This is a genomic window from Antrihabitans cavernicola, from assembly GCF_008297975.1.
Classification (GTDB): Bacteria; Actinomycetota; Actinomycetes; order Mycobacteriales; family Mycobacteriaceae; genus Antrihabitans; species Antrihabitans cavernicola.
In genome coordinates this window covers 94,850-119,175 of sequence record NZ_VLNY01000002.1, presented here as the reverse complement: position 1 = coordinate 119,175, position 24,326 = coordinate 94,850, and the positions used below count along the sequence as shown (strand labels likewise).

The window sequence follows — 24,326 nt, the reverse complement described above, 5'->3', positions numbered from 1 at the left end:
GCGGGAATGGAGTTCGAGTGCACGCGCTCACAGCGTGGCGTCGCCCCGCACTGACCGTTGCAGCGGCGGTGCTGGTGCTCGTCTGTATCGCAGGCGCCGCCATCGCCGTGTTGTCGGTACCGGTACACGGAACCAGCATGCAGCCGACCTTGCAGCCAAGCGAGCGGGTTGTCGTCGATCCGTTCAGCGGCAGCGTGGCGACCCGATTCGAGTTGGTCGTGACGCGATTCGACGCCGGTGGGCCCGAGGTGATCAAACGTGTGATCGGCTTGCCCGGCGACCGCGTGTCGATACGAAAAGTCGGTACCGCACCGGGAGTGGTTCGGGTGCAGCCGAACGGCACCGGGCCGTGGCAGGTCGTCGACAACCCCGCATGGGCCGGCCAGTGGGCCAGGTTCGGCGAGAATTGCTGTACCGCCGAGGGTAAGAAATCGAGTACCGCCACCGAGCAGACCGTTCCCCCCGGAATGCTGTTTCTACTCGGTGACCACCTCGGCCAATCGGAGGACTCACGGGCCGAAGGCTGGACGCCGGTGTCGCTGGTGCGCGGACGAGTGACCTGGCGGGTGTATCCGCTCGGTGCGATCGGCAAGATCGACGGTCCTGTCATGCTCAGACCCGCTCCGTGAACGAACCGCGATCCAAGTTCGGATCCTCGTCGACTTCCGGCACTTCGGCGGGGCGTTGTGGGACGGGCGGCGGCGTGCCCTTGGTCAGACGTCGCTTGGTTCGTGCCGACATCGGTTTGTCGGGCGTCCATCCGAACGCCAGACTTCCGCCGATGACTCCCGCCATCATGCCGACGACGAAGCCCCCCAGATTCGACAAGGGAAACGAAGCAAGCGCGACGACAACGGCGACTATCGACGCGAGCACTCGTTGTGACGGAGCAAGCAGAATGAACAATCCCATGGCTATCAGCAGGGCCGCACAGGCGAATCCAGCCCACCCGCCGACCCCGGTGTGAATGATCGTCGTGATCGGACCGAGTGGCAGCCAGCCGATAACCAGTCCCCCGAATATGACGAAAAGGCCGCCCCAAAAGGGGCGCGACCAGCGAAATCGTCTGAATCTTGCACGCAGACCTTTGCCTTGCGCGAATTGGCCGATACCGCTGCTGGTCGACTCCCCGTCAGAAGCACTCCCCATGATCCACCCCCCGACCATGCCCAAGTTTGACTCCGAGACCGTTGAGCGCTGCGGTACCCGAGATGACTGCGCCTTGAGCCGAAGCCTGCAGGTTGCTCATCTGACCCGAACCTGGAGCGTCGACGCCGAAAGTTCCTTCCGGTCCCTTCGGTAGGCCGTTCAAGTCCGCCGCGTTCTTGCCGATGGAGACTGGATACGCGATATTGCTGCCGTCGGGTGCCAGCGGCTTTCCGTCTTTCGTGGACGGTATCAGCGTTGCGTCATTCGCCTCGAGAGCCGTCGCTGACAACGTCATCTCCTTGGCAACCGTGTTACCGGTGGTTTTCAGACGAATGGTGTTCGAACCGACGACGGGGAAAGTCAACACAAGCGAAATGCACATACCTTTCGGCAACTGCGCTTCGGGCAAACCGGCCAGCAGGATCGCCTTGTCCGTACCGTCCTTCATCGAAATCTGCGAGGGGTAGAACGCCAAACCGGCAGGGGTTTTTATAGCAGAACCATTCGAACTAATTTTGAAGTCTTGACCGACAACGGAGAGCCGCAGCGGCAGGACGCCGAAAAGCGATCCCACGGCGAGCAAACCGACCACGAGGAGCGCAGGCAAGAACAACATCCCAGTCCGCCGCCATCGGGTTCCGCCCCGGGTTGCAACGGCCATGACTGTACCCATCCTCATTCGATTCGACTGCGGTCAACCTACCGGCCAGCAGGCTACCCAAGAGGCCGAACGCCAGAAATCGAGGATGCGAAACACCCGGATTTCAAATGAAATTCGCTCGATACCAAGTATCGAACACCGATCGGGTCGCCTCGCCCTGCGACACTCGTTGACAATGTCCGACTTTGGGCGATAGCAGGCTGGTGCCCACGCCACGATGCTAATTTGAGCACGCCGCGGGGCAGAAGACGCCGCGGCTCGGTTGGAGAGCGAGCGGGTCAGCATCATGCGTAGAGCACCATCTGCAGAATTTCGACGACGGCGGAGGCGACCCGAACGCTTCCGGTCGGCGCAAGGCGAAGGGAAATAACGTGCTCCAGGTTCTGTTCGGGGTCGAGAACACTCTCCTTCTGGAACTGATCACGGTTCCGTTGTTCACCGGAATCATCGGGTACATCACGAATTGGACCGGCATCTTGATGCTGTTCAAGCCCTTGCAATTTCATGGCTTCAGGTTGCTCGGGTTGAAAACGCTGTTTCCCTTCCTGCCCAAGAAAGTTCAGGTCCTGCCGCTCATCCGCTACGACGGCCGACTCGGTTGGCAAGGCATCGTGCCGTCGCGCGCGGACAAAATGGCCAGCATCGCCGTCGACAAGGGATTGGCGAAGCTCGGCAGTGTTCGGGACTTCTATCGCGAGTTGCAACCGGAGGCGATCGCCGAGCAATTGACCAAGGTCGCTCAGGGCCAGATCCGCGGCATCGTCGAGGAAATCATCGAGCGCGAGAATCCGCAGCTCTGGCACAACCTGCCGGGGCCGGTGAAGGAGGCGGTGCACGCACGTGTGCGGCAGCAGCTACCCGCCATCGTCGCCGATATCACGGACCAGATCGGTGAGAACATCGATCAATTGCTCGACATCAAGCTGATGGTGATCAAGTACTTCTCCGCCAACCCGGAATTGCTCAACGAGCTGTTCCTCATCATGGGTCGCAAGGAATTGCGTTTCATGCAGAACTTCGGCTTCTACTTCGGCTTCCCCTGCGGATTTCTGCTGGTGGCAGTTCTGCATTTCACCCATTGGACGGCGTGGTTGGTGCTGCCGATAGGCGGCATCATCATCGGCTGGGTAGTCAACTACATCGGCATCTCGCTCATCTTCGAGCCCGTGTTCCCCAAGTGGTACTGCCCCTGGCGGCAGGGATTGTTGCTGAAGCGGCAGCCCGAGATCACCGAGTTGTACGCGAAAATGGTTGCGTCCAAGGTGGTCACGATCAGCAACGTCGGCGAGGAATTGATGACGGGTCCGCGGTCGGACCGCACTCATCAAATGCTGGAGGAGACCATTCGCCCCGCGACGGACAGGGCACTGGGGCCCGCGAAGACCATGGTCAGAGTTGCCATGGGCACCCGCGAATACGACCACATCAAGGCGTCGCTCGCTACCGAAGCCACGGCGTTCGCGCCGATAGCCTTCGCCGACGAAGAATTCAACGTCCAGCAGAGCGAGAAGGTCTACAAGTTCATCGCCAAGCAGATGGCGGCGATGGGACCGGATGATTTCGTCCAGATGCTGCGGTCGGCGATCAAGCAGGACGAGTGGTTGCTGTTCGTTCACGGTGGTGTGCTGGGATTGTTCGCCGGGTTCCTACACATCTTCATCTTTGGGGTATGACATGACAGATTCCGCAAAGGAACACTCGACGGAGATCGTGATTCCGGGTTCGTCTTCGCCGGTGAGCTTCGGCGACGCGCAGGCCCGCATCAAGAACAGCGGCATGGACGTTGTCCGTGCCACTCCCGGGTTGGCACGGGTGGCCATCACGTCCTTCACGAACATTGCGACCTGGGGATTCAGGAAGACGACCGAGACCAGTTCGGTGGTCGTTCGGCGCACGCTCGACGGCGATGCGCCGCAAGCAATCGTCGCCGACATCTCGCAGGATGTCTTCGCCGAGATTCGGAGCATTCTGGGTCTGGGCGGCGGCGGCGGCAGCAGCGGATCGGGGCATGTCGTGTCCGCACAGTCGTATTCGGTGCGCGACACCCCGGAACACGATCTCAAAGCTCGCGGAGCAGCCCTGCTTCGCCGATCCGCGGACGTCAACGTATCCGAGGACGGCCATCCCGCCTACTCGCGAATCTTGTCCGAGATCGCCCCCGACGAAGCTCGAATTCTCCGCTTCCTCTACCTGGACGGCCCGCAGCCGTCGATCGACATTCGCACCGGACGCCCGTTGGGAATCGGTTCCGAACTGGTGGAGGGCGGCCTGAACATGATCGGCGAGCACGCCGGCCTCACCTATCCGGATCGCATTCACCCCTACCTCACCAACCTCAATCGGTTGGGGATGGTCGAGTTCTCGAAAGAGACCGTCAGCAACCCGACGCGCTACCAGCTTGTCGAGGCCCAGCCGCGGATGGCCGAGGTAACCAAGCGAGCCGGCTTCGCAGCCAAGGCCATTCAGCGCAGCATTCAGTTGACGACGTTCGGCGAAGACTTCGTCGCCGCCTGCCTTCCTGTCGGCGAGAAGTACAGCGGCAGGTAGTCGAACCGAGCCCGCGAGTGCGCACTTATCGTCGCGTGTTCTCGCTCGACGTTCGCGACGATAAGTGCGCTTTCGACGAATCCCTAGACTGTCGCCGTCACCGACGGTGCAACCGACCCGCCCTTCGGCGCCCCGCACATCAGACGGGTGATCTCTTCGCGATCGGCCGCCGACGGCTGCCCCCAACCCGGCTCGTACTTGTACACGTCGCGCAGTAGAGCTGCAGACTCCTGCCCGTTCAGCAGATCCAGGTCATCTGCTGTGATCAGTCCTGGATGCGAAACTCCGCACGCCTCCGACACTTTCAGTAGATCGCGGCGCAACGTCCTGACGTAGTTGGCCGCGCGCTCCGACTTGATCGACGGATCCAGCCCGTGGGCGAGCCACTCGTCCTGAGTGGCGATACCCGTCGGGCATTTGTCGGTATGGCACTTCTGCGCTTGGATGCAGCCGATCGACATCATCGCTTCACGGGCGACATTTACCAGGTCGCAGCCGAGCGCGAACGCAACGACCGCATTGGCGGGAAGGCCCAGTTTGCCCGATCCGATGAAGGTGACCTGCTCGGCGATACCTGCCCTGGCGAAGATCGAGTACGCCCGAGTGAAACCGACACGGAAGGGCAGCGAGACCGACTCACTGAAAATCAGCGGCGCCGCACCCGTCCCGCCTTCGCCGCCGTCGACGGTGATGAAGTCGACGCCGCGCTGTGTCGTAGACATCTGTGCGACAAGCTGTTCCCAGAAATCGAGATTGCCGACCGCGGATTTGATTCCGACGGGGACGCCAGTTTCCGCGGCAAGCAACTCCACCCAGTCCAGCATGCTGTCGACCCCGTGGAACTCTGCGTGTCGCGACGGACTTGCGCAGTCGACTCCCGGCTCGATTCCTCTGATCGCCGCGATCTCCGGCGTGACCTTCGCCGCGGGAAGCAGTCCACCGAGTCCCGGCTTCGCACCCTGACTCAGCTTGATCTCGAGGGCCTTCACAGGAGCAGACGCGACGACGTCCTTGAGCTTCTCGAGGTCGAAGCGGCCCGCCTTGTCACGACAACCGAAGTACGACGTCCCGATCTGCAGGATCAGGTCTGCACCCTTGCGGTGATGCGGCGACAGACCGCCCTCACCCGTGTTGTGCATGCAACCCGCCTCTGCCGCACCACGATTGAGAGCTTCGATCGCCGCACCGGAGAGTGATCCGTAGCTCATGGCGGAGATGTTGACAACCGAGGTGGGCCGGAATGCCTTGGTGCGCTTGCGATGCTCGCCGATCACCTTCGCGGACGGAATCGCTGCACCCTCACCGGCGTGCGATGCCGTCGCCGGTGCGACATCCGAGAACGTCCGATGCTTGATGATCGGATAGCCGTCGGTGTATTCGGTGTTGTTGTCGGTGCCGAATCCGAAGTAGTTGTTCTGCAGCTTCGACGACGCGTAGATCCACCGCCGTTGGTTGCGGCTGAACGGACGCTCCTCGTCGTTGCCGGTGATGATGTATTGGCGAAGTTCGGGCCCGATGGTCTCCAAGATGTAGCGCATGTGGCCGAGAACCGGAAAGTTGCGCAACAACGCATGATGCTTCTGCGTCAGGTCGTAGGCAGCCAGGCCGGCGATGCCGGCAGCGGGGACAGCGGGGAGGGCGTACTTCCACTTCATCGGCCACATTTAACACCACCTTCGACGCTGGTAAGGGCCGATCGGATGAGCGCGCGGGTGGGCCGCCGTGAATTGTCGAGTAACGACGAATGAACTGGTCCGAGTTACAGACAACGTGCTGGACAGGCAACTATTTTCCGGGGTTACCGGCGAATTGCTACGGAGTGGGGACGCCGTCCCTATGCTCGAACGACAACGCCATCCAGGAGGGTCGCGAGCAACACCGAACTACGCGATTCCGGGCACAAATCGACATCGGTGTCGAAGCATGAGGTACCACGATGAGCGACGATCACGCCGACGCCGTCGACGAACTGCGGCAACTGGGTGAAGCCATGGCCGAGAAGTTCGAACCGATCCTGCGACTGGTGACCGAGAACTCGTCGTCCACCGAGAGCTGCGACAGATGTCCGCTGTGCCTGCTGCTCGCGATGGTGCGCGGCGAGAAGCCTGAGCTGATGTTGCAGCTGGCCAGCAAGTTCTCCGCGCTGGTCTTCCAGCTTCAGGACATCATCGACCCGAAGAAGCCGGACGACCCGAAGAAGCCGGACGACGTCGAAGCAACGGCTGCGGAGCCGACGGCTGCCGCTGCGGCGGAGACCGCACCGCAGGAGGCCGTTACGCCTCACACGCCCCGCTACGAGTCGATACCCATCCGCCTCATCAGCTGAGAGCTACTCCTGATCGGCTGCCAGTTCGAGCCACCGCTCCTCCGCGGTTTCCTTGTCGGCAAGCACCTGCTTCAGCTCCGATCCGAGCGCGATCAACTTGTCCGGCTCGGTGGACGCGTCGGCCAGCGCAGCATGAAGCGCACGCTCCCGGTCGTCGAGCTTGGCCACCGTGCGCTCTACCCGCTGCAACTCTTTGCGAGCTGCCCTGTCCGCGGCGGCATCACGCTGCACCGGCGTAGCTGCGGTCGCGCTGTTCTTTGCGCCCGAGGTCGCCTCAGCGCTCGCCAACGCGTGCCTGCGGCGGAGATACTCCTCGATCCCGCCGGGCAGGTTGGTCAGCTTGCCGTCGCCGAACAGCGCCCACGTCGAATCACACACGCGCTCGATCAGATAGCGATCGTGACTGATCACCACCATCGTGCCGGCCCACCCGTCGAGCAGATCTTCCAATTGCTGGAGGGTATCGATGTCGAGGTCGTTGGTCGGCTCGTCGAGCAGCAGGACGTTCGGTTCCGCCATCAGGATGCGAGTGAGCTGCAACCTGCGACGCTCGCCACCGGACAGATCGCGGACCGGGGTGCGCTGCCGCGCCGGTGTGAAGCCGAGCCGTTCGGCAAGTTGCCCGGCCGAAATCTCCTTGTCGCCCAGCGTCATTCGTTCAGCGACATCCTGAACGGCCTCCAGGACACGCATGTCGATCGGCAGGTCGTCGAGTTCCTGTCGCAGCCAACCGATCTTGACGGTCTGTCCCTCGATCCGCTTACCCGCTGCCAGGGTGGCGTCGCCCGCGAGGGCACGCAGCAGCGTCGTCTTGCCCGATCCGTTGACCCCGACAAGCCCGACCCGCTCCCCCGGCGCCAATCGCCAGGTGAGATCGCGGACGAGCTCGCGGCCGTCCGGCGACTCCAGCCGAGTGTCCTCGAGTTCGATGACGACGCGGCCCAGCCTGCGACGCGCAAAGGCGGCGAGCGCGATGCTGTTACGCGGTGGCGGGACGTCGGCGATCAACGTCTCGGCGGCTTCGATTCGGTAGCGCGGCTTGGACGTTCGCGCCGGCGGGCCGCGACGCAGCCACGCCAATTCCTTGCGCGCCAGGTTCTGCCGACGCGCCTCGGACGCGTCGGCCTGCCTGGCGCGTTCGGCACGAGCGAAGATCCAGTCCGCGTATCCGCCTTCGTAGGTTTCGACGTTGCCGCCGACCACCTCCCAGGTCCGAGTCGCGACGGTGTCGAGGAACCACCGATCGTGCGTGACGACCACCAACGCGGTGCGACGAGTCAGCAGATGCTCGGCGAGCCACTGGACGCCTTCGACATCGAGGTGGTTGGTCGGCTCGTCGAGGACCAGCAGATCCAGATCCTGGACCAGAGCGGCGGCGAGCGCCACTCGCCTGCGTTCGCCACCGGAAAGGTTGTCCACCTCGGTGTCGAACCCCAAGCCGTCGATTCCGATGCCGGACAGGATGTTTCGTATTCGAACGTCACCTGCCCATTCGTGCTCGGCGGAACCGAGCGGAGCAATGACGACGTCGGCGATGGTCGAGCCCGGCGGTAGGACACCGCGCTGGGTGACAACCGCCATGCGCAATCCGCCGACCCGGCTCACTCGGCCGGAGTCGGGTGGTTCGATCCCGGCCAGCACCTCGAGCAGCGTCGTCTTACCGCCGCCGTTGAGACCGACTACGCCGATGCGCTCCCCTTCGTGCACACCCATCGAGATCGATTCGAGCAGCGGGTTGACGCCGAACGACTTGCTGACCTGTTCGAGGTTGATCAGGTTGGTCAAATCACTACTTTCTGCACATCGAAGCCTTCTGTAATCAATGCTTCACGATCGGTTCGATATCGATGACACGAGCGCCGGACACCGGTCCGTACGCAACGCGAACGCTGCGGCACACCCCTGCACCGGACAGCTCGGTGCTGACCTCGACGGCCGCATCGGCATCCGCACAGAGAAACGCACAGGTCGGACCGGAGCCCGAGACGATCCCCGCCAAAGCTCCCGCCGTGATCCCGGCGCGGAGCGTCCGGCGCAGCTCCGGCTTCAGCGAGATGGCGGCGGCCTGCAGGTCGTTGCCGAGCAGCGGTGCCAGCTGTGCAGGATCACCCGCGGCGAGGGCGTGCATCAGTTTCTCTGGATCGCCGAGCTTCGGCGGCTGCCCCTGACCGCGTAGCCGGTCGAGTTCACGGAACACGTCGGGCGTCGACAATCCGCCCTTTCCGAACGCCAACACCCAGTGGAACGTGTCGCGGGCCAACACCGGCAGGAGCTTTTCGCCGCGACCTGTGCCCAGGGCTGTTCCACCGTGCATCGCGAACGGGACATCGCTGCCGAGTTCCAGAGCGAACTCGGCCAGCTCGTCGCGGCTCAGATCAAGCTGCCACAGCGCATTCAACCCGAGCAGGGCCGCCGCGGCGTCGGCGCTGCCGCCTGCCATTCCGCCTGCGACGGGAATGCCCTTGTCGATGGAGATCTCCACCAGCGGCTCACGGCCCGCCCGGTGCGCGAGCCGCGTCGCCGCCTTCCACACCAGGTTGCGACGGTCGGTGGGCACGTCACGCGCCCCCTCGCCGCGAACACGCACGGTCAGCGCCGGCGCGGGCACCAGATCCACCTGATCACTCAGCGACAACGCCTGAAAGACCGTGGTGAGTTCGTGATACCCGTCCGGACGCAGGTCGCCTACCGCAAGATGCAGGTTGACCTTGGACGGTGCCCGGACCGAGATCGCGCGTGGAACGACGGAAAGCACTGTCCAAGACTAATGGTCACCGGGTTCGGGTGCGCTTTCGGTGGCTCTGACTACGCGAAATGCGCCAGATCCGGGGCCGCGGACCTTACGATCGGCGCATGCCACATATCGGTCGAATCGCCCCGCTGATAGTTGCTGTCGTTGCCGCATGTGCCCTCGTGTCATGCAGCGACGACGCGAGCGAACCGGCCGCGACACCAGCCACCACGGCACCGGTACCGGCGCCTGCGGGTACCGACGCACCGGTGGCCGCATACTCGGCGTCCGGAAACGAGCCCTTCTGGAGCGTCACTGTCGACGGGACGACGCTGCTGTATTCCACACCGGAGTCGATGCCGGGCAAAAAGCTGCAGTCGACCCGCACCGCCGAGAACGGCGTCGTCACCTTCAGCGGCAACGACACCGGCGCGGCGTTCGCCCTGGTGCTGACCGACGCACCGTGCAGCGATTCGATGTCCGGCAAAGACTTCGAGTTCACCGCGAAATTCACGTATGGCGACACCAAGCTCGACGGCTGCGCCAGATCCGGCACTCAGTAGCTCGTTCCAGGATCTCGAGATCGCAACAACTTGGTACAAGAGCATCCGCGCGTCCCGCAGTCTCGAATACCGTCGGGGACCCCTTGCACGCTCGTCGAAAAGGATGCAGACATGTCGACTCGTCGAACAGTTCGCCGTTGTGGCGCGGTACTCACCCTCGCCTGCGGGGCGGCGATGCTAGTTCCTGCCGTCGCGGCCGCCGTGCCCTTCGACAACCAACCCGCCCCGCTCGGCTGCGCAAACGGCATGGGCGGCGTCGTCGCCGTGACCAACGCCGAATCGGCCACCGTGCCCGCCGGACAGCAGTTCTACGCGATCGGCGAGGACAAAGGCGGGGCAGGCGCAAACGTCAACTGGCTCAACTTGAACACGTTCGCGCTCGGCAGTGCGCCGCTGACGCCCGCCCCCTTCCTCACCGGCACCGTGCCGCAGGCACTCGGTAACACCGGTGCCGGTCGGGTCCTGAGCGTGGTCAGCGGGTCGTACACGAATTCGGCCGGCCAGACGTGTTTCCTGATACCGGGATTCGACTTCGCCGACGTACCCGCCGCGCCTGCCGCCCCCGCTCCCAAGCCTGCGGGATAGCATGCTCACCGCAGGGCCTTGATTCCGACGCCGAGTCCGGCGACCGCGACGATCCCGGCGGCGACGGCACCGGTCGCCAACTGGCCGGCCGCGAAGTTGCCGACGAACAATGCGCGTTCGGTGTCGACCACATGGCGCAACGGGTTGATCGCGGCGAGCGCGCGCATCCATCCGGGTGCGTTGTCGAGGGGCAGCATGGTTCCGGACAGGATCAACATCGGGAACATCAGTGTCTGCTGCACTGTCCAGAACACCCAATCCTGCTGTCGTACAGCAAGAGCCAATGCGTAGGAGAGCGCGCCGAGGCCGATCCCGAAGACTCCGAGGATCACGATGCCAACAGCGGCACCGATCGGATTCAGATCCAACCCGAGCGGCAGCGCGACGACGATGATCACAACCGCTTGTGCCGCAAGGGGAATCATTTCCTTCCAGGCCCGACCGATCAGCAGGGCGGAGCGATGGAGCGGCGTCACCAACATTCGCTCGTGGGAACCCTGCTGCATCTCCTGAAGCAAGTTCGACCCGACCATCGACGTGCCGAAGATTGCGATCATCGCCAAAACGCCTGGTACGAACCAGTTCCACACCTGCTCCCCCATACCGGGCACACCGTGCAGCAACGGACCGAAGAGCGCCAGCAGAATCAGTGGCTGGGTGAGGCTGAATGCAACGGTGAACGGGTCGCGTGCGGCGGGGCGCAGCTCGCGATTCATGACGATGACGCTGTCGCGCAGAAGAGAATTCATTGTCTTGCCTTTCGGGGTCTGGAGGTCAGGAAGTCGGGAGATCAAGCAACACTGGCGGTTTCGGGTGCGCTGTGTGATTCGCGCAGGCTGCGACCGGTGAGGCCGAGAAAGACGTCGTCGAGTGTGGGCCTCGACAGGTCGACGCCGAGCACCCCTGCACCGGTGTCGTTGCGAAGCAACTCTGCGATGACCGCCGAGCCGGCGCGTGAGCGGATCTGCACCCGCGATCCGGCGACGGTGACGTCACATACCTGATCGATACGCTCGGCCGTCGTTGCGATGCGTTGCGCCGCAGCGCGATCCGCCGTGGCGACAACCACGAGGTCGCTCGCGAGGTCGTTCTTCAGCGATGCCGCGGTGTCGTCGGCGATCACCACACCCCTGTCGACGACGATCACCCGTTCGGCCATCGAATCGGCCTCTTCGAGGTAGTGCGTCGTGAGGACGATCGTCGTTCCCGTTTCCGTGCGGAGCCGCAGAATGTGCTCCCACAGATTCGCCCGACTCTGCGGATCCATACCGGTGGTCGGCTCGTCGAGAAACAGCAGCGGCGGGCGGTGCACCAGCCCCAGAGCGATGTCGAGCCGCCTGCGCTGGCCACCGGAGAGCGTGCTGACGGATCGTCCGGCGAACTCACCCAGGTCGAGTGCATCCACCAATTCGTCGGCCCGCTGCCTGCTGGCCTGCGCCGACAAGCTGTAGCAACGCCCCTGGGTGATCAGTTCGTCGCGCACGCGCTGGTTGTTGCCCGCCCCGCTGCCCTGCCCCACGTAGCCGATGTGGCGGCGGACGTCGTCGCGCTGGTCGGTCACGCTGAAGCCCGCGACGGTCGCGGTGCCCGACGTCGGTTCCAGCAAGGTGGTGAGCATTCGCAACGTGGTCGACTTGCCCGCCCCGTTGGGTCCGAGCAAGGCGACCAGCTCGCCGTCGCTCACGTCGATGTCGATGCCGCGCACGGCTTCGACCGTCTTGAAATGCTTGGTCAGTCCTTGGGTGTGGATCATGTGCTGAGTCATGACCCAAACGCTAAAAGTGAATTAGGACAGAAGCGGTCCGCAATCACTGGCATTCTTCTGGCATGTGGGAAACATCAGCACGACTACTTCGGTTGCTTTCGCTGCTGCAGACGCGGCGGGAGTGGTCCGGTGCCGAACTGGCCGACCGTTTGGAGATCACGCCGCGCACGGTGCGACGTGACATCGATCGACTTCGCGAGCTGGGCTATCCGGTCAACGCCAGCGTGGGGGTCGGCGGCGGGTATCAACTGGGTGCGGGCGCCGAGATGCCGCCCCTACTGCTCGACGACGAGGAAGCGCTGGCGGTCGCATTCGGCCTGCAATCCGGCGCGACCGGTCCGGTCGTCGGTATCGGTGAACCGTCGTTGCGCGCCCTGACCAAGTTGCGTCAGGTGATGCCGTCGCGATTACAGCATCGCCTCGATGCGCTGACGGTCGACGTTGTCGCGCGCCCGCAGGCGAAGTCCGCGGTCGAGGCGAAGGTGCTGGCGACGATCGCGTCGGTGTGCCACGTACGCGAGCGGCTTCGCTTCGACTATCGCGCGCACGGTGGTGCGGAAAGTCGCCGTGAGGTAGAGCCCTACCGCGTCGTGCGAGCAGGCGCGCGCTGGTACCTGGTCGCCTGGGATCTCGGCCGCGACGACTGGCGGTCGTTCCGCGTCGATCGGATGACCCCGAAGATTCCCACCGGCCCGCGATTCCAACCGCGCTCGTTACCACCGGGCGGCGCAGCGGAATTCGTCGAACGCGGCATCAATCGGGCGACCACCAGCGCACGGGCCAAGGTGGCGCTGCACGCACCGTTCGATCAGATCGCGCCTGGAGTGCACGAGGATTGGGGAACACTGGAGGCGACCGACGACGGCAACTGTGCCATCGTGATCCGCGCCGATTCGCTCTATTCGATCGCGAAGTGGTTGTCCGCCTTCGATGTCGACTTCACCGTCCTCGACCCGCCCGAATTGCGCGACGAATGCCGAAAGGTCGCGCAGCGCCATGCGCAGTTGCTGGACCGCTACCAGCGTGCGTAGCCGCCAGGTGAGCGCTTCCTTGGTCCCTGGACCACTTTTTCACTCACCTGCAGCGAGCTGCACAAACGCCGCTGCATCGAGGGTTTCACCACGTGCCGAAGGGTCGATACCGGCTGCGACCAGCCTGCGTTCCGCCTCGACCGGCGAGCCCGCCCAGCCTGCGAGTGCAGCGCGTAAGGTCTTGCGGCGCTGGGCGAACGCCGCATCCACCACCGCGAACACCCGCCTACGACTCGCCTCGTCGGTCGGCCACGGCGATTCGGCATAGCGGTCGATACGCACCAGGCCCGATTCCACCTGCGGAACCGGCCAGAACACCGACCGGCCTACCGACCCGGCCCGGCGAACGGTTCCGAAGAAGCGCGCCTTCACGCTCGGCACGCCGTAGATTCGACCGCCCGGCGGCGCGGCCAATCGCTCGGCGACCTCGGCCTGCACCATGACCAAAGCCGTTCGGATGGTGGGGAACTCGGCAAGCATGTTCAGCAGCACCGGTACCGCGACGTTGTAGGGCAGGTTCGCGACCAGCGCGGTGGGAGCCGCAGGCAGATCGACCGATTGCACCCGCATGGCATCGGTTTCGACCACCGTCAGCCGATCGGACAACTCAGGTGCCCGCTGCTCCACCGTCGCCGGAAGGTGCTGCGCGAGAACCGGATCGATCTCGACGGCGATCACGCGATCCACCACATCGAGCAGTGCGAGAGTGAGCGATCCGAGCCCCGGGCCCACCTCGACAACCACGTCGTCGGCGCTCACGCCTGCCGCGGACACGATCCGTCGCACGGTGTTGGCGTCGTGAACGAAGTTCTGGCCCAGCTGTTTGGTCGGCCTGATTCCCAGATTGGCGGCGAGCCCGCGCACTTCGGCCGGACCGAGCAGCGCGGCTTTACCCCGTGGCGTTACGTCGGCAGCTGACACGGCGCAAACCTACACGCGTGCCGTGGCGGGAACCGTCAGCGCATGCCGAGCTTGGCCGTGCATGCAGGCCATGCTCCCCAGCCCTGACGCTCCTGCGTGATCGATGCGATCGCGATCTGCTCTTCACGGCTTGCCAGGTCGGCGCGGGGCGCGTACTTCAGTCCGCCCTGACGCTCCCAGGTGTTCTGATCGAACTGGATCCCGCCGAAGAAGCCGTTGCCGGTGTTGATGTGCCAGTTACCGGTGGACTCGCACTGCGCGAGGGCGTCCCAGATGGCGCCGTTCTGAACCGGGGGAACGTCGGTGCCGGGCATGGTGCCGACGCGTACGGTCTTGGGCTGCGGCGGGGTCTTCACGACCGCTGAAATCTGCTTGCGCCCGACCTCTTTGCCGTTGACCAGATTCACGGCGAAGGTGACGTCCTGCACGCCGGGAACGCCGGGGTTCTCGTCGACGCGCTGGCTCATCTTCATCGTCGGGTCCTGGACCACGTTCTCCGGTGCGGGGACCGGGACCGTCTCGACGCGGTTTTCGGTGCGGTTACGGGTCACGACGATCTGCAGGCCTTCGGTGACCGGAGTGTTCGCAGGCGGGACGACCGAGTCGGCCTGCACCAGCGGCACACCCTTGGCGGCGAGCAGGTCGCCGACCGTCGGCGCGGCGATGCGGGTGTCGGTCGGGTCGGTGCCGCCATCGGCGAGCGAGACATCGCGGGGGGTCAGAACCTGGAGTGCGGTGCCGTCGAGCGGGAGACGCTCGGTGCGGGGCTCGTTGACGTGGACGTCGCTCGCGAGCTGCCACTGCGCGAGCGCCTCGTCCACGGTGAGTGCCGTCGTCCAGACCTGCTTCGACTGGCCGTCGACGCTGAGGTTCACCTCGCGAGCGCGGCGCAGGGTGACGGTGTCACCGTCGGCGATCGCGGCGTCGAGCGCAGGCGCGACCACGTCGCGTTCCTTGACGGAGTAGCCGGCGTCCTCGATCGCGCCCTGAACGTTCCCGGTCATGGTGGACAGCGAAGTCTTCTGCCCGTCCACGTCGACGGTGATGGTTTTGTGCCGAGCAACTGCCATCGCGCCGCCGACGATCAGGGTGGCGAGAAGTGCCGCCACGATGGCGTAGAGCATCGGCGATTTCGCGTTGTTGATCCGGGCAATGGCCTGCATGATCACAGTACGGTAACGAGACTTGCGTGCAATGGCAACCGCAGCGCCCTGACCTGTGAATATCCACGTAACAGTCCCGCATCGCGGGGTTTGCCGGCCGTAACGAACCGCGATCGATCAGCGCAGTCGGTACACCCGCTCCGCCGTGGCGGTGACTGCGGCCGCCAGTTCCGCCGGATCGACGCCCCGCAGCTGCGCCAACGCACGCACCGTGTACGGAAGGCAATAAGGCTCGTTCGGCGCTCCACGGAACGGATGGGGGGTCAAGAACGGCGCGTCGGTCTCGACAAGGAGCTGGTCCGCGGGGATCAGGGTGGCGGCCTCGTGCAGCTCGCGCGCGTTGCGGAAACTCACGGTCCCGGACAAGCTCAAGACGTAACCGGCCTCGACGCAGGCGATCGCCATGGTCGCGTCGGACGAGAAGCAGTGGAAGATCACGGTCTCCGGTGCGCCTTCGTCGAGCAGAACCGCGAGCAGGTCGTGGTCGGCCTCGCGGTTGTGGATCATCAGCGGTTTGCGCAGCCGTTTGGCCAGATCGATATGCCAGCGAAAGCCCTCGACTTGCTCGTCGACGGTCGCGCAGCCGTCGAGCTTGCCCGGCCAGCAGTAGTCGAGTCCGGTTTCTCCGACGGCCACCACCCTCGGGTCCGCGCTCAGTCGTTCGATCTCGGCCTTGGTCGCGTCGTCGAGAACGTTCGCCCGCGTCGGGTGAATCGCAGTCGCTGCCCAGACCCGCGGATCCCAGTGCGCGGCATCGACGGCGAATCGTGCCGCATCGAGATCGTCGGCGACGGTGACGACGCGTCCCACACCAACGGATTCGGCACGGTCGACGATGGCCGCCACGCTCGCGGCGTCCGTCGCACCACACGCGTCGAGATGCGTGTGCGCATCGACGAGCGGTGCGAGCGGCTCAGGGAGGTCGGGGGCAGGAAGATCTCTCGGCACGCCGTTTAGAGTAAGCGGATCATGACTGCGACTCACCAAGACGATCGGCCAGCGTTCTACATCACCACGGCCATCGCCTACCCCAACGGTGCCCCGCACATCGGGCACGCCTACGAATACATCTCCGCCGACGCGATCGCTCGTTTCAAGCGGCTCGACGGCTTCGACGTGTTCTTCATGACGGGCACAGACGAGCACGGCCAGAAGATGCAGCAGACCGCGGCTGTCGAGGGCATTCCGGTGGAGCAGCTCGCATCTCGCAACTCCGACGTGTTCGAGTCGATGGACAAGGCGCTCGACATCTCGTTCGACCGCTTCATCCACACCACCGATCCAGATCACCAGATCGCGAGCACCGCGATCTGGGAGAAGATGCAGGCCAACGGCGACATCTACCTCGATACCTACGCGGGCTGGTATTCGGTGCGCGACGAAGCCTTCTACAGCGAGGCCGAAACCACGCTCCGCGGCGACGGCAGCCGAATCTCCACGGAGACAGCAACTCCCGTCGAATGGACCGAGGAAGCCAACTACACCTTCCGACTCTCCGCGTATCAGGACAAGCTGCTGGCGCACTACGCCGAGCATCCCGAGTTCCTCGAACCCGCCACTCGCCGCAACGAGATCGTGAGCTTCGTCAAGGGCGGGCTGCGCGACCTGTCGATCTCGCGCACCACGTTCGACTGGGGCGTCCCGGTGCCCGGCGACCCCGATCACGTGATGTACGTCTGGCTCGACGCACTCACCAACTACATTACGGGCGTCGGCTACCCGAACACCGATTCCGCTGCGTTCCAACGGTTCTGGCCGGCCGACCTACACATCATCGGCAAGGACATCAGCCGGTTCCACACGGTGTACTGGCCTGCGTTCCTGATGTCCGCAGGCGTCGAATTGCCGAAACGCGTTTTCGTGCACGGCTTTCTGTACAACAAGGGCGAGAAGATGTCGAAGTCTGTGGGCAACGTCGTCGACCCGCTCGAGTTGGTGGAGCAGTACGGCCTCGACCCGCTGCGGTTCTTCCTGCTCCGCGAGATCTCGTACGGCCAGGACGGGAGCTACAGCCACGACGCGATCGTCTCGCGCATCAACGCCGACCTCGCCAACGAGCTCGGCAACCTGGCACAGCGTTCGCTGTCCATGGTTGCGAAGAACTGCGGTGCAGCGGTGCCGACACCGGGCGAGTTCACCGCAGACGATCGAGCGCTCCTCGATCTGGCAGGCGGCCTGCTCGAGCGCTGCCGCGCCGAATTCGATTCACAGCAAATACATCTCGCGCTGGAAGCAATCTGGTCGGTGCTTGCCGAAAACAACCGCTACTTCTCGGCGCAGGAACCGTGGGTGCTACGCAAAACCGATCCCGATCGGATGGCGACGGTGCTCTACGTGACCCTCGAGGTCGTGCGGATCGTCGGCATCCTCGTGCAGCCGGTGATGCCGGGTTCGGGCGCCAAGATCCTGGACCTGTTGGCACAGGACGACGACGAACGGTCGTTCGCGAACCTAGGCGCCCCCATCGAGGCAGGCAAGCCGCTACCTGCACCGCAGGCCGTTTTCCCGCGCTTCGTCGACTGAGTTTCGGAGGCCGTCACTTCGCAGCGGCTCTGCCCACTGCGCAGCCGGTCCATCGCGGGTGGAGTGCCGAGAAGGTGTGCGAAGTCGGCTTGCCTTGCCGAGAGAATCTGAGAACGTCGGAGCTGTCGGACCCCCGCGGCATACTCGTGCCATGGGGATAAATAGCACATACGTTCGAGGCAACAACGCGAATTCGGGGGGATGTCCCACCGACGGCGACTCCGTCCTGCACGCACTGACCGCGGCATACGAGCGCGGCTGGCAACCGGCAGACATCGTCCACATGACGCGCCGATCACTGGGCGCGGCCGAGGTCCGGCTGGCGGTGTGGGCGATCATGTACGAGGCACGATTGTCCAAGGCGGTCGAGCGGGCACCGCGCTCGTGGCTGTCCCACCTTCGGGCGATTCGCGAACAACACACCGATCCAGGCCATTTCGCCTCGACGGCGTTGCAGCGCAAGGCGGTTGCCCAGTTGTGGCGGGAGTTGCCGCCACTTCCTGCCGAGGCCCCGCCACCGTCGAAATGGGCCGAGTACAGGGCGGACACCGCGGCCGATCCGAGCCCGGTGGGTCCAGCGGACGCCAAGGTTCTCGGCAGGATTCGCGGCTTGCTCGCGAAGGCGGAAAGCACCGACTTCGTCGAAGAAGCCGAGATCTTCACCGCCAAGGCCCAGGAACTGATGACCAAGTACGCCATCAACGCGGCCTTGCTCGACGCCCGCACCAATACCTCGACCGAGATCGTCAGTCGACGCATTCACGTGGAGAACCCGTACATCAAGCAGAAGGTGCAACTCCTCAACCAGATCTCGGACGCCAATCGCGTCCGCACCGTCTGGATAGAGGAGGTCGGGATGGCCACCGCCGTCGGCGCACCGATCGATGTGGGGCAGGTCGAGATGTTGTTCACCTCGCTGCTCATTCAGGCGACACGGGCGCTGCGGGACGCGGGCGCGGACGCGGCGGACGCATCGTCGGCGCGCGCTTTTCGACGAGCCTTCCTCTACGGCTTCGCTGTTCGGATCGGCGAGCGTCTCCGGCAAGCAGGCGAGCGAGCGACGGCCGCCGCCGCGCAGGAGTCGTCGTTCACCGTCGCCGAAGTACTGCCGGTACTGGCGTCACGATCCGAAGCCGTCGAGGCAGAGGTCACGCGCCTGTTCCCCAGCACCAGACTGGTGCGATCGCGAGGATCGTTCGACGCGAACGGCGTACGTGCAGGCCGCGCAGCGGCCGACCGCGCCAACCTGCGTCGTCACGACGGGACCGACGATCGACGTCTCGAAGCCGGCTAGCGGTTTCTCTTGACTGTGACACAGTGTCACAAATAGATTCGAGAGTGTCGGGCTGCCGTTCCGTTCGGAACGGCAGCGTCTCTCGACGAGGAGGCACCAATGACGCTGTCACTTCTGACCTCGAAAGGCGTGGTCGACGAGCCGTACCGCGACCTGCTGCGGACACTGTCCGAGGGCTCGGTCGCCAAGAGCTTCGACCCCTATCGCGATATCGCCTGGGACTCACCCGAGTTCGCGATCGACAAAGACGATCCGCGGTGGGTACTCGCTGCCGCGATCGATCCGCTGGGCGCGACGCAGTGGTACCGCGACCTGCCCTTGGAGAGGCAGATCGAGATCGGTCGCTGGCGGCAGGCGAACACCATCAAGGTCGGCGCAGCGTTCGAATCCATCTTGATCCGCGGAATGATGCAATACATCATGAAGCTGCCCAACGGGTCGGCCGAATTCCGCTACTGCCTGCACGAGATGACCGAAGAGTGCAACCACATCCAGATGTTTCAGGAATTGGTCAACAGGATCGGCGCGGACGTTCCCGGGATGCGACCGCTGTTTCGCGCTCTCTCTCCGATTGTCGGCGTAGCCGGGGGCTACGCGCATGTGATCTTGTGGATCGGAATTCTCGCAGGCGAAGAACCCATCGATCATTATCAGAAGGCTCTCATCCGCGAGGGTGTGAACATCCCTCCTGCGGTGCTGCGGACGATGCAGATTCACATTGCCGAAGAGGCCCGCCACATTTCGTTTGCGCACGAGTTCCTTCGCGTGCACGTCGAACGGATGAATCCGATCAGCACGGCCGTATGCGGCCTGGCATTTCCGCTCGCCATGCGATGGCTCGCAGGCGAGATCATGACCCCGCCACGCAGCTTCGCCGAACGATTCGACATTCCAGACGACGTCTTCCGTGAAGCGTTCTGGCGCGGCGAGCACTCGCGCAAGATCCTCAGCAGCTACTTCGGCGAGATGCGCACGCTGGCAGACGATCTCGGCTTGATGAACCGAGTGACCAGGAAGGTGTGGAAGATGCTCCACATCGACGGCGAGCACGCGCGCTATCGAGGTGAGCCGGCGCGATCGCTCGCTGCAGGCTGACGGTCAGTCGGCCGCCGCACGTCGTTCGGCGAGCACAGCCTCGTACAACTCGCGCTTCGACACTCCCGCCGTCGCGGCTTCCGCGCACGCGTCCTTGAGCCGGGTTCCGGACGCGACCAATTTCTCCACAGCGGCAACGAGATCCACGGGATCGGCGGGTTCCGGGTTCGCGCCTTCGAGGACGACGGTGATCTCACCTCGCACGCCGTCCGCGGCCCACTCGGCGAGCTCGCCGAGCGTTCCGCGCTTCACTTCCTCGTAGGTCTTGGTCAGTTCCCGACAGACGGCGGCTCGACGCTGGGTCCCGAGGACCTCGGCAGCATCGGCCAGACAGTCGGCGAGGCGGTGGGGCGCCTCGAAGAACACACACGCGCGTGGCTCGGCAATCAACGAGTCCAGCCAGTCTCGACGTTGTCCGTGTTTGCGCGGCGGAAAGCCGTCGAAACAAAATCGTTCGACGGGCAGTCCGGAGAGCGCGAGAGCCGTCGTCACCGCCGACGGACCGGGCAGGCAGGTGATGGCGAGCCCAGCATCGACGCAGGCGGCAACCAATCGGTAACCGGGATCGCTTACCGACGGCATACCTGCGTCGGTCACCAACAGCACGGTCCTTCCGTCGGTGATGGCGGCGACCAGCATCGGAATGCGCGCGGCCTCGACGTGGTCGTAGAAGCTCACCACCCTGCCCGTGATGGTGATACCCAGCGAGTGCGCCAAAGTTTTGGTTCGTCTGGTGTCTTCCGCCGCGACCACGTCGGCGGTTGCCAACGCTTCGCGCAGGCGATCGGAGGCGTCGCGGACCTCGCCCATCGGGGTCCCTGCCAGCACCAGCCGACCGGCCTCCACCTGCGGATTCTCCATCGGCTCCCTTGTCACCTCGTTCGCCACGGTCCCCCGCAGGTCCATTCGTTGCTCGTGCACAGCATACGATCGGGGCGTGACCCAGCTGACCGACGAGCGACCCGCGCCCGCCGCGAGTTCGCCGATCGTCAGCCCCGCGCCGCTGATCCCCTCGTCGGAGTTCCGTCCGACCGACACTTTGCGCGGCTGGCTGGTCACAGCGGTTGTCACCGTCATCGCAGCAATCACCCGGTTCACGCTGCTCAGCTACCCCACCGATGCGGGCACGCCCGTGTTCGACGAAAAGCATTACGTCCCACAGGGCTGGCAGGTGCTGACCGGCGGCTGGATCGAAGACAACCCCGCGTACGGCCTGGTGGTTCACCCGCCGATCGGCAAACAGATGATCGCCGTCGGCGAGGCGATCTTCGGATACAACGGCTGGGGCTGGCGATTCTCGTCGGCACTCGCCGGCACCATTCTGGTGTTGCTCGTGGTGCGCATCGTCCGCCGGATGACGCGCTCCACCATGCTCGGTGCCATTGCAGGCATTCTGTTGATCGCCGACGGCGTCACCTTCGTCTCGTCGCGGCTGGGAATGCTCGACATCTTTCTTGCTTTGTTCGCCACCGCGGCTTTCGGCTGCCTGATCGTCGACCGCGATCAGGTCCGCGAGCGGATGGCGAAGGTGGCCGCCGAGGATCGGATCGGGCTCACCGACTACGGACCGCGCCTCGGCGTGCGGTGGTGGCGGTTCGGGGCGGGCCTGATGCTGGGTCTGGCATGCGGCACCAAGTGGTCCGGCGTGTACTTCATCGTCTTCTTCGGCCTTGCCTCCATCTTCTTCGATGTAGCGGCACGTCGCGCCTACGCCGTCCGCAGGCCGTGGGCGGGCACCGCACTGCGCGATCTGGGTCCCGCGCTGTACGCGCTGGTCTTCATACCGATCGGCGTGTATCTCGCGACGTACTGGGCGTGGTTCGCCAGCGAGGCCGGCGTGGACCGGCACGTCGTCGGTACCAAGATCGGGACCGGTGGCCCGTTCTCGTTCGTTCCCGACGCCCTGCGCTCACTCTGGTACTACAGCGGCAACGTCCTCGCCTTTCACGAAGGGCTCACCAACTCCGCTGGCAACAGGCATCCGTGGGAATCGAAGCCGTGGACCTGGCCGATGGGTCTGCGGCCGATGCTGTACTACTTCGCCGACGGCGACAAGATCAAGGGCTGCGGCTCCGGCAACTGCGTCAAGGCAGTGATGTTGGTCGGCACACCCGCCATCTGGTGGCTCGCATTCCCTGTGCTCGGGTGGGCGCTGTGGCGGGCATTCGTCCGTCGCGATTGGCGCTACGCCGTCGTGCTCACCGCGTACGGCGCTGCGTTCCTGCCGTGGTTCGCCACCCTGGACCGGCAGATGTACTACTTCTACGCCGTCGCATTGGCGCCGTTTCTCGTCATGGCGGTGGCGTTGGTGCTCGGCGACGTCCTCGGCAAATCCGACAATGCGACCGAGCGACGCACCACCGGTCTGCTCGCGGTGTGTATCTACCTGGGTCTCGTGATCGCGAACTTCGTCTGGTTGTGGCCGATCCTCACAGCTATGCCGATTTCTGCGACGACGTGGAGTGAGCAACTGTGGCTCCCGAGCTGGCGGTAGACCGATAGTTCGTCCGCGCCGGCATATTGTCCGGTTAGATTATGGACAGACGCCCCGATGGCCTGGAGGAAACCGATGAACGTTGTGCTGTGGATCATCGCCCTGCTGCTCGCCGCCGTGTATCTCGGCGCGGGCATCATGAAGCTCGTCACGCCGCGCCCCAAACTCGTCGAGAACCCGAACATGGCTTGGGCGCAGGACTTTTCGCAGAACGCCATCAAGGGGATCGGTGCTGTCGAGGTGCTCGGCGCCGCGGGACTGATCCTCCCCCGGTTGACCGGCCTCGCCGAGGTGTTCACGCCGCTCGCGGCCCTGGGCCTCGCCGCGGTGCAAGTCGGTGCGATCGTCGTTCACTACCGGCGCGGCGAGACCAAGAACCTTCCGGTCAACGCAGTGCTGCTGATTCTTGCGCTGATCGTCGCGTTCGGCAGGTTCTAGCTGTCTTTCGATGCGGCGAGGGCGGACTCCACGAACGCCAACGCGTCCGAATCGGCCAACCCCAGTTTGCGAATCGCCGCGACGTACTCGGTTGCTGCGCGACCCGCATGATCGCGGGTCGGGTCTCCACTGCTGGAGATGAAAGACCCTTGCCGCCCACGGGTTTCGAGCACCGCATCCTGCTCAAGTTCACGGTATGCCCTCGCCACCGTGTTGGGCGCGATACCCAGATCCTCCGCCAACTGACGCACTGTCGGAATCTTCGATCCCGCAACCAGTTCGCCGCTACGGACCTGTTCGATGATGCCGCGGCGAAGTTGCTCGTACGGGGGCGTCGACGAGTCGTGATCGATCGTCAGCTTCACGAGGCAGCCACCGATTCGGCGATCGGTGTGGATCCTTCGGTGACCATCAACGTCTTGCCCGCTGTTGCCGAAGCGTCGAGCAGCGCGACCAGCACAGCGGCCACGTCGTCGCGTGGGATGCTGCCGCGTTCGAGTGGCGGCTCGCTCAGAGCAACCTTGCCGGTGGCCGCGTCGTCGGTGAGCCCGCCAGGTCGCAGGATGGTCGCGTCCAGGTCGCGCGTGCGTAGATCCTCTTCGGCGGCCGTCTTCGCATCGATGTAGGCCTTCCAGGTCTCGCCGGAGTCGGCCGGTGCCGGTTCGCCCGCGCCGAAGGAGCTGATCTGCAAGAAACGTCGAACACCTGCCTTCTCGGCTGCCTGAGCCAGGAGAACTGCGGCACCTCGGTCGACGGAGTCCTTGCGTGCCACGCCGCTGTTGGGGCCTGCGCCTGCGGCGAACACGACCGCGGTCGCACCGTCGAGTACGGCGGCGACCTCATCGGGAGACGAGCTCTCCAGGTCGATGACTGCAGGTCGGGCGCCCCAACGGGCGACCTCGGCGCTGTGGTCGGGGTTGCGGATCAGCGCGACGGAATCGTCGCCGCGGGCGGTCAAACGCTCGATCAGATGGTGGGCGATCTTGCCGTGGCCACCTGCGATCACGACTGTGTGCTTGGGCATCGAAGTTCTCCTCAGA

At 64.5% G+C, this 24,326-nt stretch carries 25 protein-coding genes; 12 read left to right on the top strand and 13 right to left on the bottom strand.

All coding sequences use genetic code 11. From position 1 onward, the window contains the following. Positions 1 to 17 precede the first annotated feature (17 nt). A complete protein-coding gene (gene lepB / locus FOY51_RS04290; protein ID WP_187776175.1) occupies positions 18 to 629 on the top strand; it encodes a signal peptidase I in 612 nt (203 codons plus the stop codon). Here the strand turns inward: lepB and FOY51_RS27100 are convergent. Both FOY51_RS27100 and FOY51_RS04280 read right to left on the bottom strand, forming a co-directional pair. Beyond that, positions 613 to 1,149, bottom strand: a complete 537-nt coding sequence (locus FOY51_RS27100) for a DUF6114 domain-containing protein (protein ID WP_187776174.1) — start codon at positions 1,147 to 1,149, stop codon at positions 613 to 615. The two genes, lepB and FOY51_RS27100, sit on opposite strands and share 17 nt — an antisense overlap. Then, a complete protein-coding gene (locus FOY51_RS04280; RefSeq protein WP_149428982.1) occupies positions 1,133 to 1,810 on the bottom strand; it encodes a DUF6230 family protein in 678 nt (225 codons plus the stop codon). Before FOY51_RS04280 ends, FOY51_RS27100 begins: the two co-directional genes overlap by 17 nt. Before the next feature lie 371 nt (positions 1,811 to 2,181). On the opposite strand from FOY51_RS04280, the gene FOY51_RS04275 reads away from it, so the two are divergent. Together FOY51_RS04275 and FOY51_RS04270 are read left to right on the top strand one after the other, a co-directional pair. Continuing rightward, positions 2,182 to 3,483 carry a DUF445 domain-containing protein gene (locus tag FOY51_RS04275; protein ID WP_149428981.1) on the top strand — a complete coding sequence of 434 codons (1,302 nt, stop codon included), beginning with the start codon at positions 2,182 to 2,184 and terminating at the stop codon, positions 3,481 to 3,483. A gap of 1 nt (position 3,484) precedes the next feature. Then, positions 3,485 to 4,357 (top strand): Abi-alpha family protein, encoded by an 873-nt coding sequence (locus tag FOY51_RS04270; RefSeq protein ID WP_235916108.1) that lies wholly within the window; start codon positions 3,485 to 3,487, stop codon positions 4,355 to 4,357. Between the two features lie 83 nt (positions 4,358 to 4,440). Here FOY51_RS04270 and FOY51_RS04265 read toward each other — a convergent pair whose 3' ends face one another. Beyond that, the gene (locus tag FOY51_RS04265) at positions 4,441 to 6,012 is read right to left on the bottom strand and encodes an FMN-binding glutamate synthase family protein (RefSeq protein ID WP_149429479.1); all 1,572 of its coding nucleotides are present in this window, start codon (positions 6,010 to 6,012) and stop codon (positions 4,441 to 4,443) included. A 281-nt stretch (positions 6,013 to 6,293) separates the two neighbouring features. Here FOY51_RS04265 and FOY51_RS04260 point away from each other — a divergent pair, with 281 nt between their 5' ends. Next, positions 6,294 to 6,683, top strand: a complete 390-nt coding sequence (locus FOY51_RS04260) for a hypothetical protein (RefSeq protein WP_149428980.1) — start codon at positions 6,294 to 6,296, stop codon at positions 6,681 to 6,683. Positions 6,684 to 6,686: 3 nt separating this feature from the next. On the opposite strand, the gene FOY51_RS04255 is transcribed toward FOY51_RS04260, so the two are convergent. Both FOY51_RS04255 and FOY51_RS04250 read right to left on the bottom strand, forming a co-directional pair. After that, positions 6,687 to 8,468 carry an ABC-F family ATP-binding cassette domain-containing protein gene (locus FOY51_RS04255; protein WP_149428979.1) on the bottom strand — a complete coding sequence of 594 codons (1,782 nt, stop codon included), beginning with the start codon at positions 8,466 to 8,468 and terminating at the stop codon, positions 6,687 to 6,689. A gap of 34 nt (positions 8,469 to 8,502) precedes the next feature. After that, positions 8,503 to 9,438: a 4-(cytidine 5'-diphospho)-2-C-methyl-D-erythritol kinase gene (locus FOY51_RS04250; protein ID WP_149428978.1), complete on the bottom strand. Its 936-nt coding sequence runs from the start codon at positions 9,436 to 9,438 to the stop codon at positions 8,503 to 8,505. 98 nt (positions 9,439 to 9,536) lie between these two features. Between FOY51_RS04250 and FOY51_RS04245 the strand changes: the two genes are divergently transcribed. Continuing rightward, on the top strand, positions 9,537 to 9,977 hold the full coding sequence (locus tag FOY51_RS04245; protein ID WP_149428977.1) for a COG3650 family protein: 441 nt from the start codon (positions 9,537 to 9,539) through the stop codon (positions 9,975 to 9,977). Between the two features lie 111 nt (positions 9,978 to 10,088). Continuing rightward, entirely contained in the window at positions 10,089 to 10,562 is a 474-nt protein-coding gene (locus tag FOY51_RS04240) for a hypothetical protein (protein ID WP_149428976.1), read from the top strand. A 5-nt stretch (positions 10,563 to 10,567) separates the two neighbouring features. Here the strand turns inward: FOY51_RS04240 and FOY51_RS04235 are convergent, their stop codons facing one another. Both FOY51_RS04235 and FOY51_RS04230 read right to left on the bottom strand, forming a co-directional pair. Continuing rightward, complete coding sequence (locus FOY51_RS04235) at positions 10,568 to 11,311, bottom strand: ABC transporter permease (RefSeq protein ID WP_149428975.1); 744 nt, start codon at positions 11,309 to 11,311, stop codon at positions 10,568 to 10,570. 41 nt (positions 11,312 to 11,352) lie between these two features. Beyond that, positions 11,353 to 12,327, bottom strand: a complete 975-nt coding sequence (locus FOY51_RS04230) for an ABC transporter ATP-binding protein (protein ID WP_235916107.1) — start codon at positions 12,325 to 12,327, stop codon at positions 11,353 to 11,355. Between the two features lie 62 nt (positions 12,328 to 12,389). Here FOY51_RS04230 and FOY51_RS04225 point away from each other — a divergent pair, with 62 nt between their 5' ends. Beyond that, a complete protein-coding gene (locus FOY51_RS04225; RefSeq protein ID WP_149428974.1) occupies positions 12,390 to 13,358 on the top strand; it encodes a helix-turn-helix transcriptional regulator in 969 nt (322 codons plus the stop codon). 39 nt (positions 13,359 to 13,397) lie between these two features. Here FOY51_RS04225 and rsmA read toward each other — a convergent pair whose 3' ends face one another. From rsmA to FOY51_RS04210, 3 genes are all read right to left on the bottom strand, one after another. Further along, on the bottom strand, positions 13,398 to 14,279 hold the full coding sequence (rsmA, locus tag FOY51_RS04220; RefSeq protein WP_149428973.1) for a 16S rRNA (adenine(1518)-N(6)/adenine(1519)-N(6))-dimethyltransferase RsmA: 882 nt from the start codon (positions 14,277 to 14,279) through the stop codon (positions 13,398 to 13,400). A 35-nt stretch (positions 14,280 to 14,314) separates the two neighbouring features. Next, complete coding sequence (locus FOY51_RS04215; protein WP_149428972.1) at positions 14,315 to 15,442, bottom strand: resuscitation-promoting factor; 1,128 nt, start codon at positions 15,440 to 15,442, stop codon at positions 14,315 to 14,317. 117 nt (positions 15,443 to 15,559) lie between these two features. Further along, a complete protein-coding gene (locus tag FOY51_RS04210) occupies positions 15,560 to 16,390 on the bottom strand; it encodes a TatD family hydrolase (protein WP_149428971.1) in 831 nt (276 codons plus the stop codon). 21 nt (positions 16,391 to 16,411) lie between these two features. Between FOY51_RS04210 and metG the strand changes: the two genes are divergently transcribed. The 3 genes from metG to FOY51_RS04195 all read left to right on the top strand — a co-directional run bounded on the left by metG (position 16,412) and on the right by FOY51_RS04195 (position 20,354). Beyond that, positions 16,412 to 17,965, top strand: coding sequence for a methionine--tRNA ligase (gene metG, locus FOY51_RS04205; RefSeq protein WP_149428970.1), 1,554 nt, complete (start codon positions 16,412 to 16,414; stop codon positions 17,963 to 17,965). A 151-nt stretch (positions 17,966 to 18,116) separates the two neighbouring features. After that, the gene (locus FOY51_RS04200; RefSeq protein WP_149428969.1) at positions 18,117 to 19,259 is read left to right on the top strand and encodes a DUF2786 domain-containing protein; all 1,143 of its coding nucleotides are present in this window, start codon (positions 18,117 to 18,119) and stop codon (positions 19,257 to 19,259) included. Positions 19,260 to 19,358: 99 nt separating this feature from the next. After that, positions 19,359 to 20,354, top strand: a complete 996-nt coding sequence (locus FOY51_RS04195; RefSeq protein WP_149428968.1) for an AurF N-oxygenase family protein — start codon at positions 19,359 to 19,361, stop codon at positions 20,352 to 20,354. Between the two features lie 3 nt (positions 20,355 to 20,357). On the opposite strand, the gene rsmI is transcribed toward FOY51_RS04195, so the two are convergent. After that, positions 20,358 to 21,215, bottom strand: coding sequence for a 16S rRNA (cytidine(1402)-2'-O)-methyltransferase (rsmI, locus tag FOY51_RS04190; RefSeq protein ID WP_149429477.1), 858 nt, complete (start codon positions 21,213 to 21,215; stop codon positions 20,358 to 20,360). A 76-nt stretch (positions 21,216 to 21,291) separates the two neighbouring features. Between rsmI and FOY51_RS04185 the strand changes: the two genes are divergently transcribed. Then, positions 21,292 to 22,848, top strand: coding sequence for a dolichyl-phosphate-mannose--protein mannosyltransferase (locus tag FOY51_RS04185; RefSeq protein ID WP_235916106.1), 1,557 nt, complete (start codon positions 21,292 to 21,294; stop codon positions 22,846 to 22,848). A 75-nt stretch (positions 22,849 to 22,923) separates the two neighbouring features. Continuing rightward, positions 22,924 to 23,286, top strand: coding sequence for a DoxX family protein (locus FOY51_RS04180; protein ID WP_149428967.1), 363 nt, complete (start codon positions 22,924 to 22,926; stop codon positions 23,284 to 23,286). Here the strand turns inward: FOY51_RS04180 and FOY51_RS04175 are convergent. Next, entirely contained in the window at positions 23,283 to 23,651 is a 369-nt protein-coding gene (locus FOY51_RS04175; protein ID WP_149428966.1) for a GntR family transcriptional regulator, read from the bottom strand. The genes FOY51_RS04180 and FOY51_RS04175 overlap by 4 nt on opposite strands. Continuing rightward, positions 23,648 to 24,310 carry an SDR family oxidoreductase gene (locus FOY51_RS04170; protein WP_149428965.1) on the bottom strand — a complete coding sequence of 221 codons (663 nt, stop codon included), beginning with the start codon at positions 24,308 to 24,310 and terminating at the stop codon, positions 23,648 to 23,650. Before FOY51_RS04170 ends, FOY51_RS04175 begins: the two co-directional genes overlap by 4 nt. Between the last annotated feature and the right edge of the window lie 16 nt (positions 24,311 to 24,326).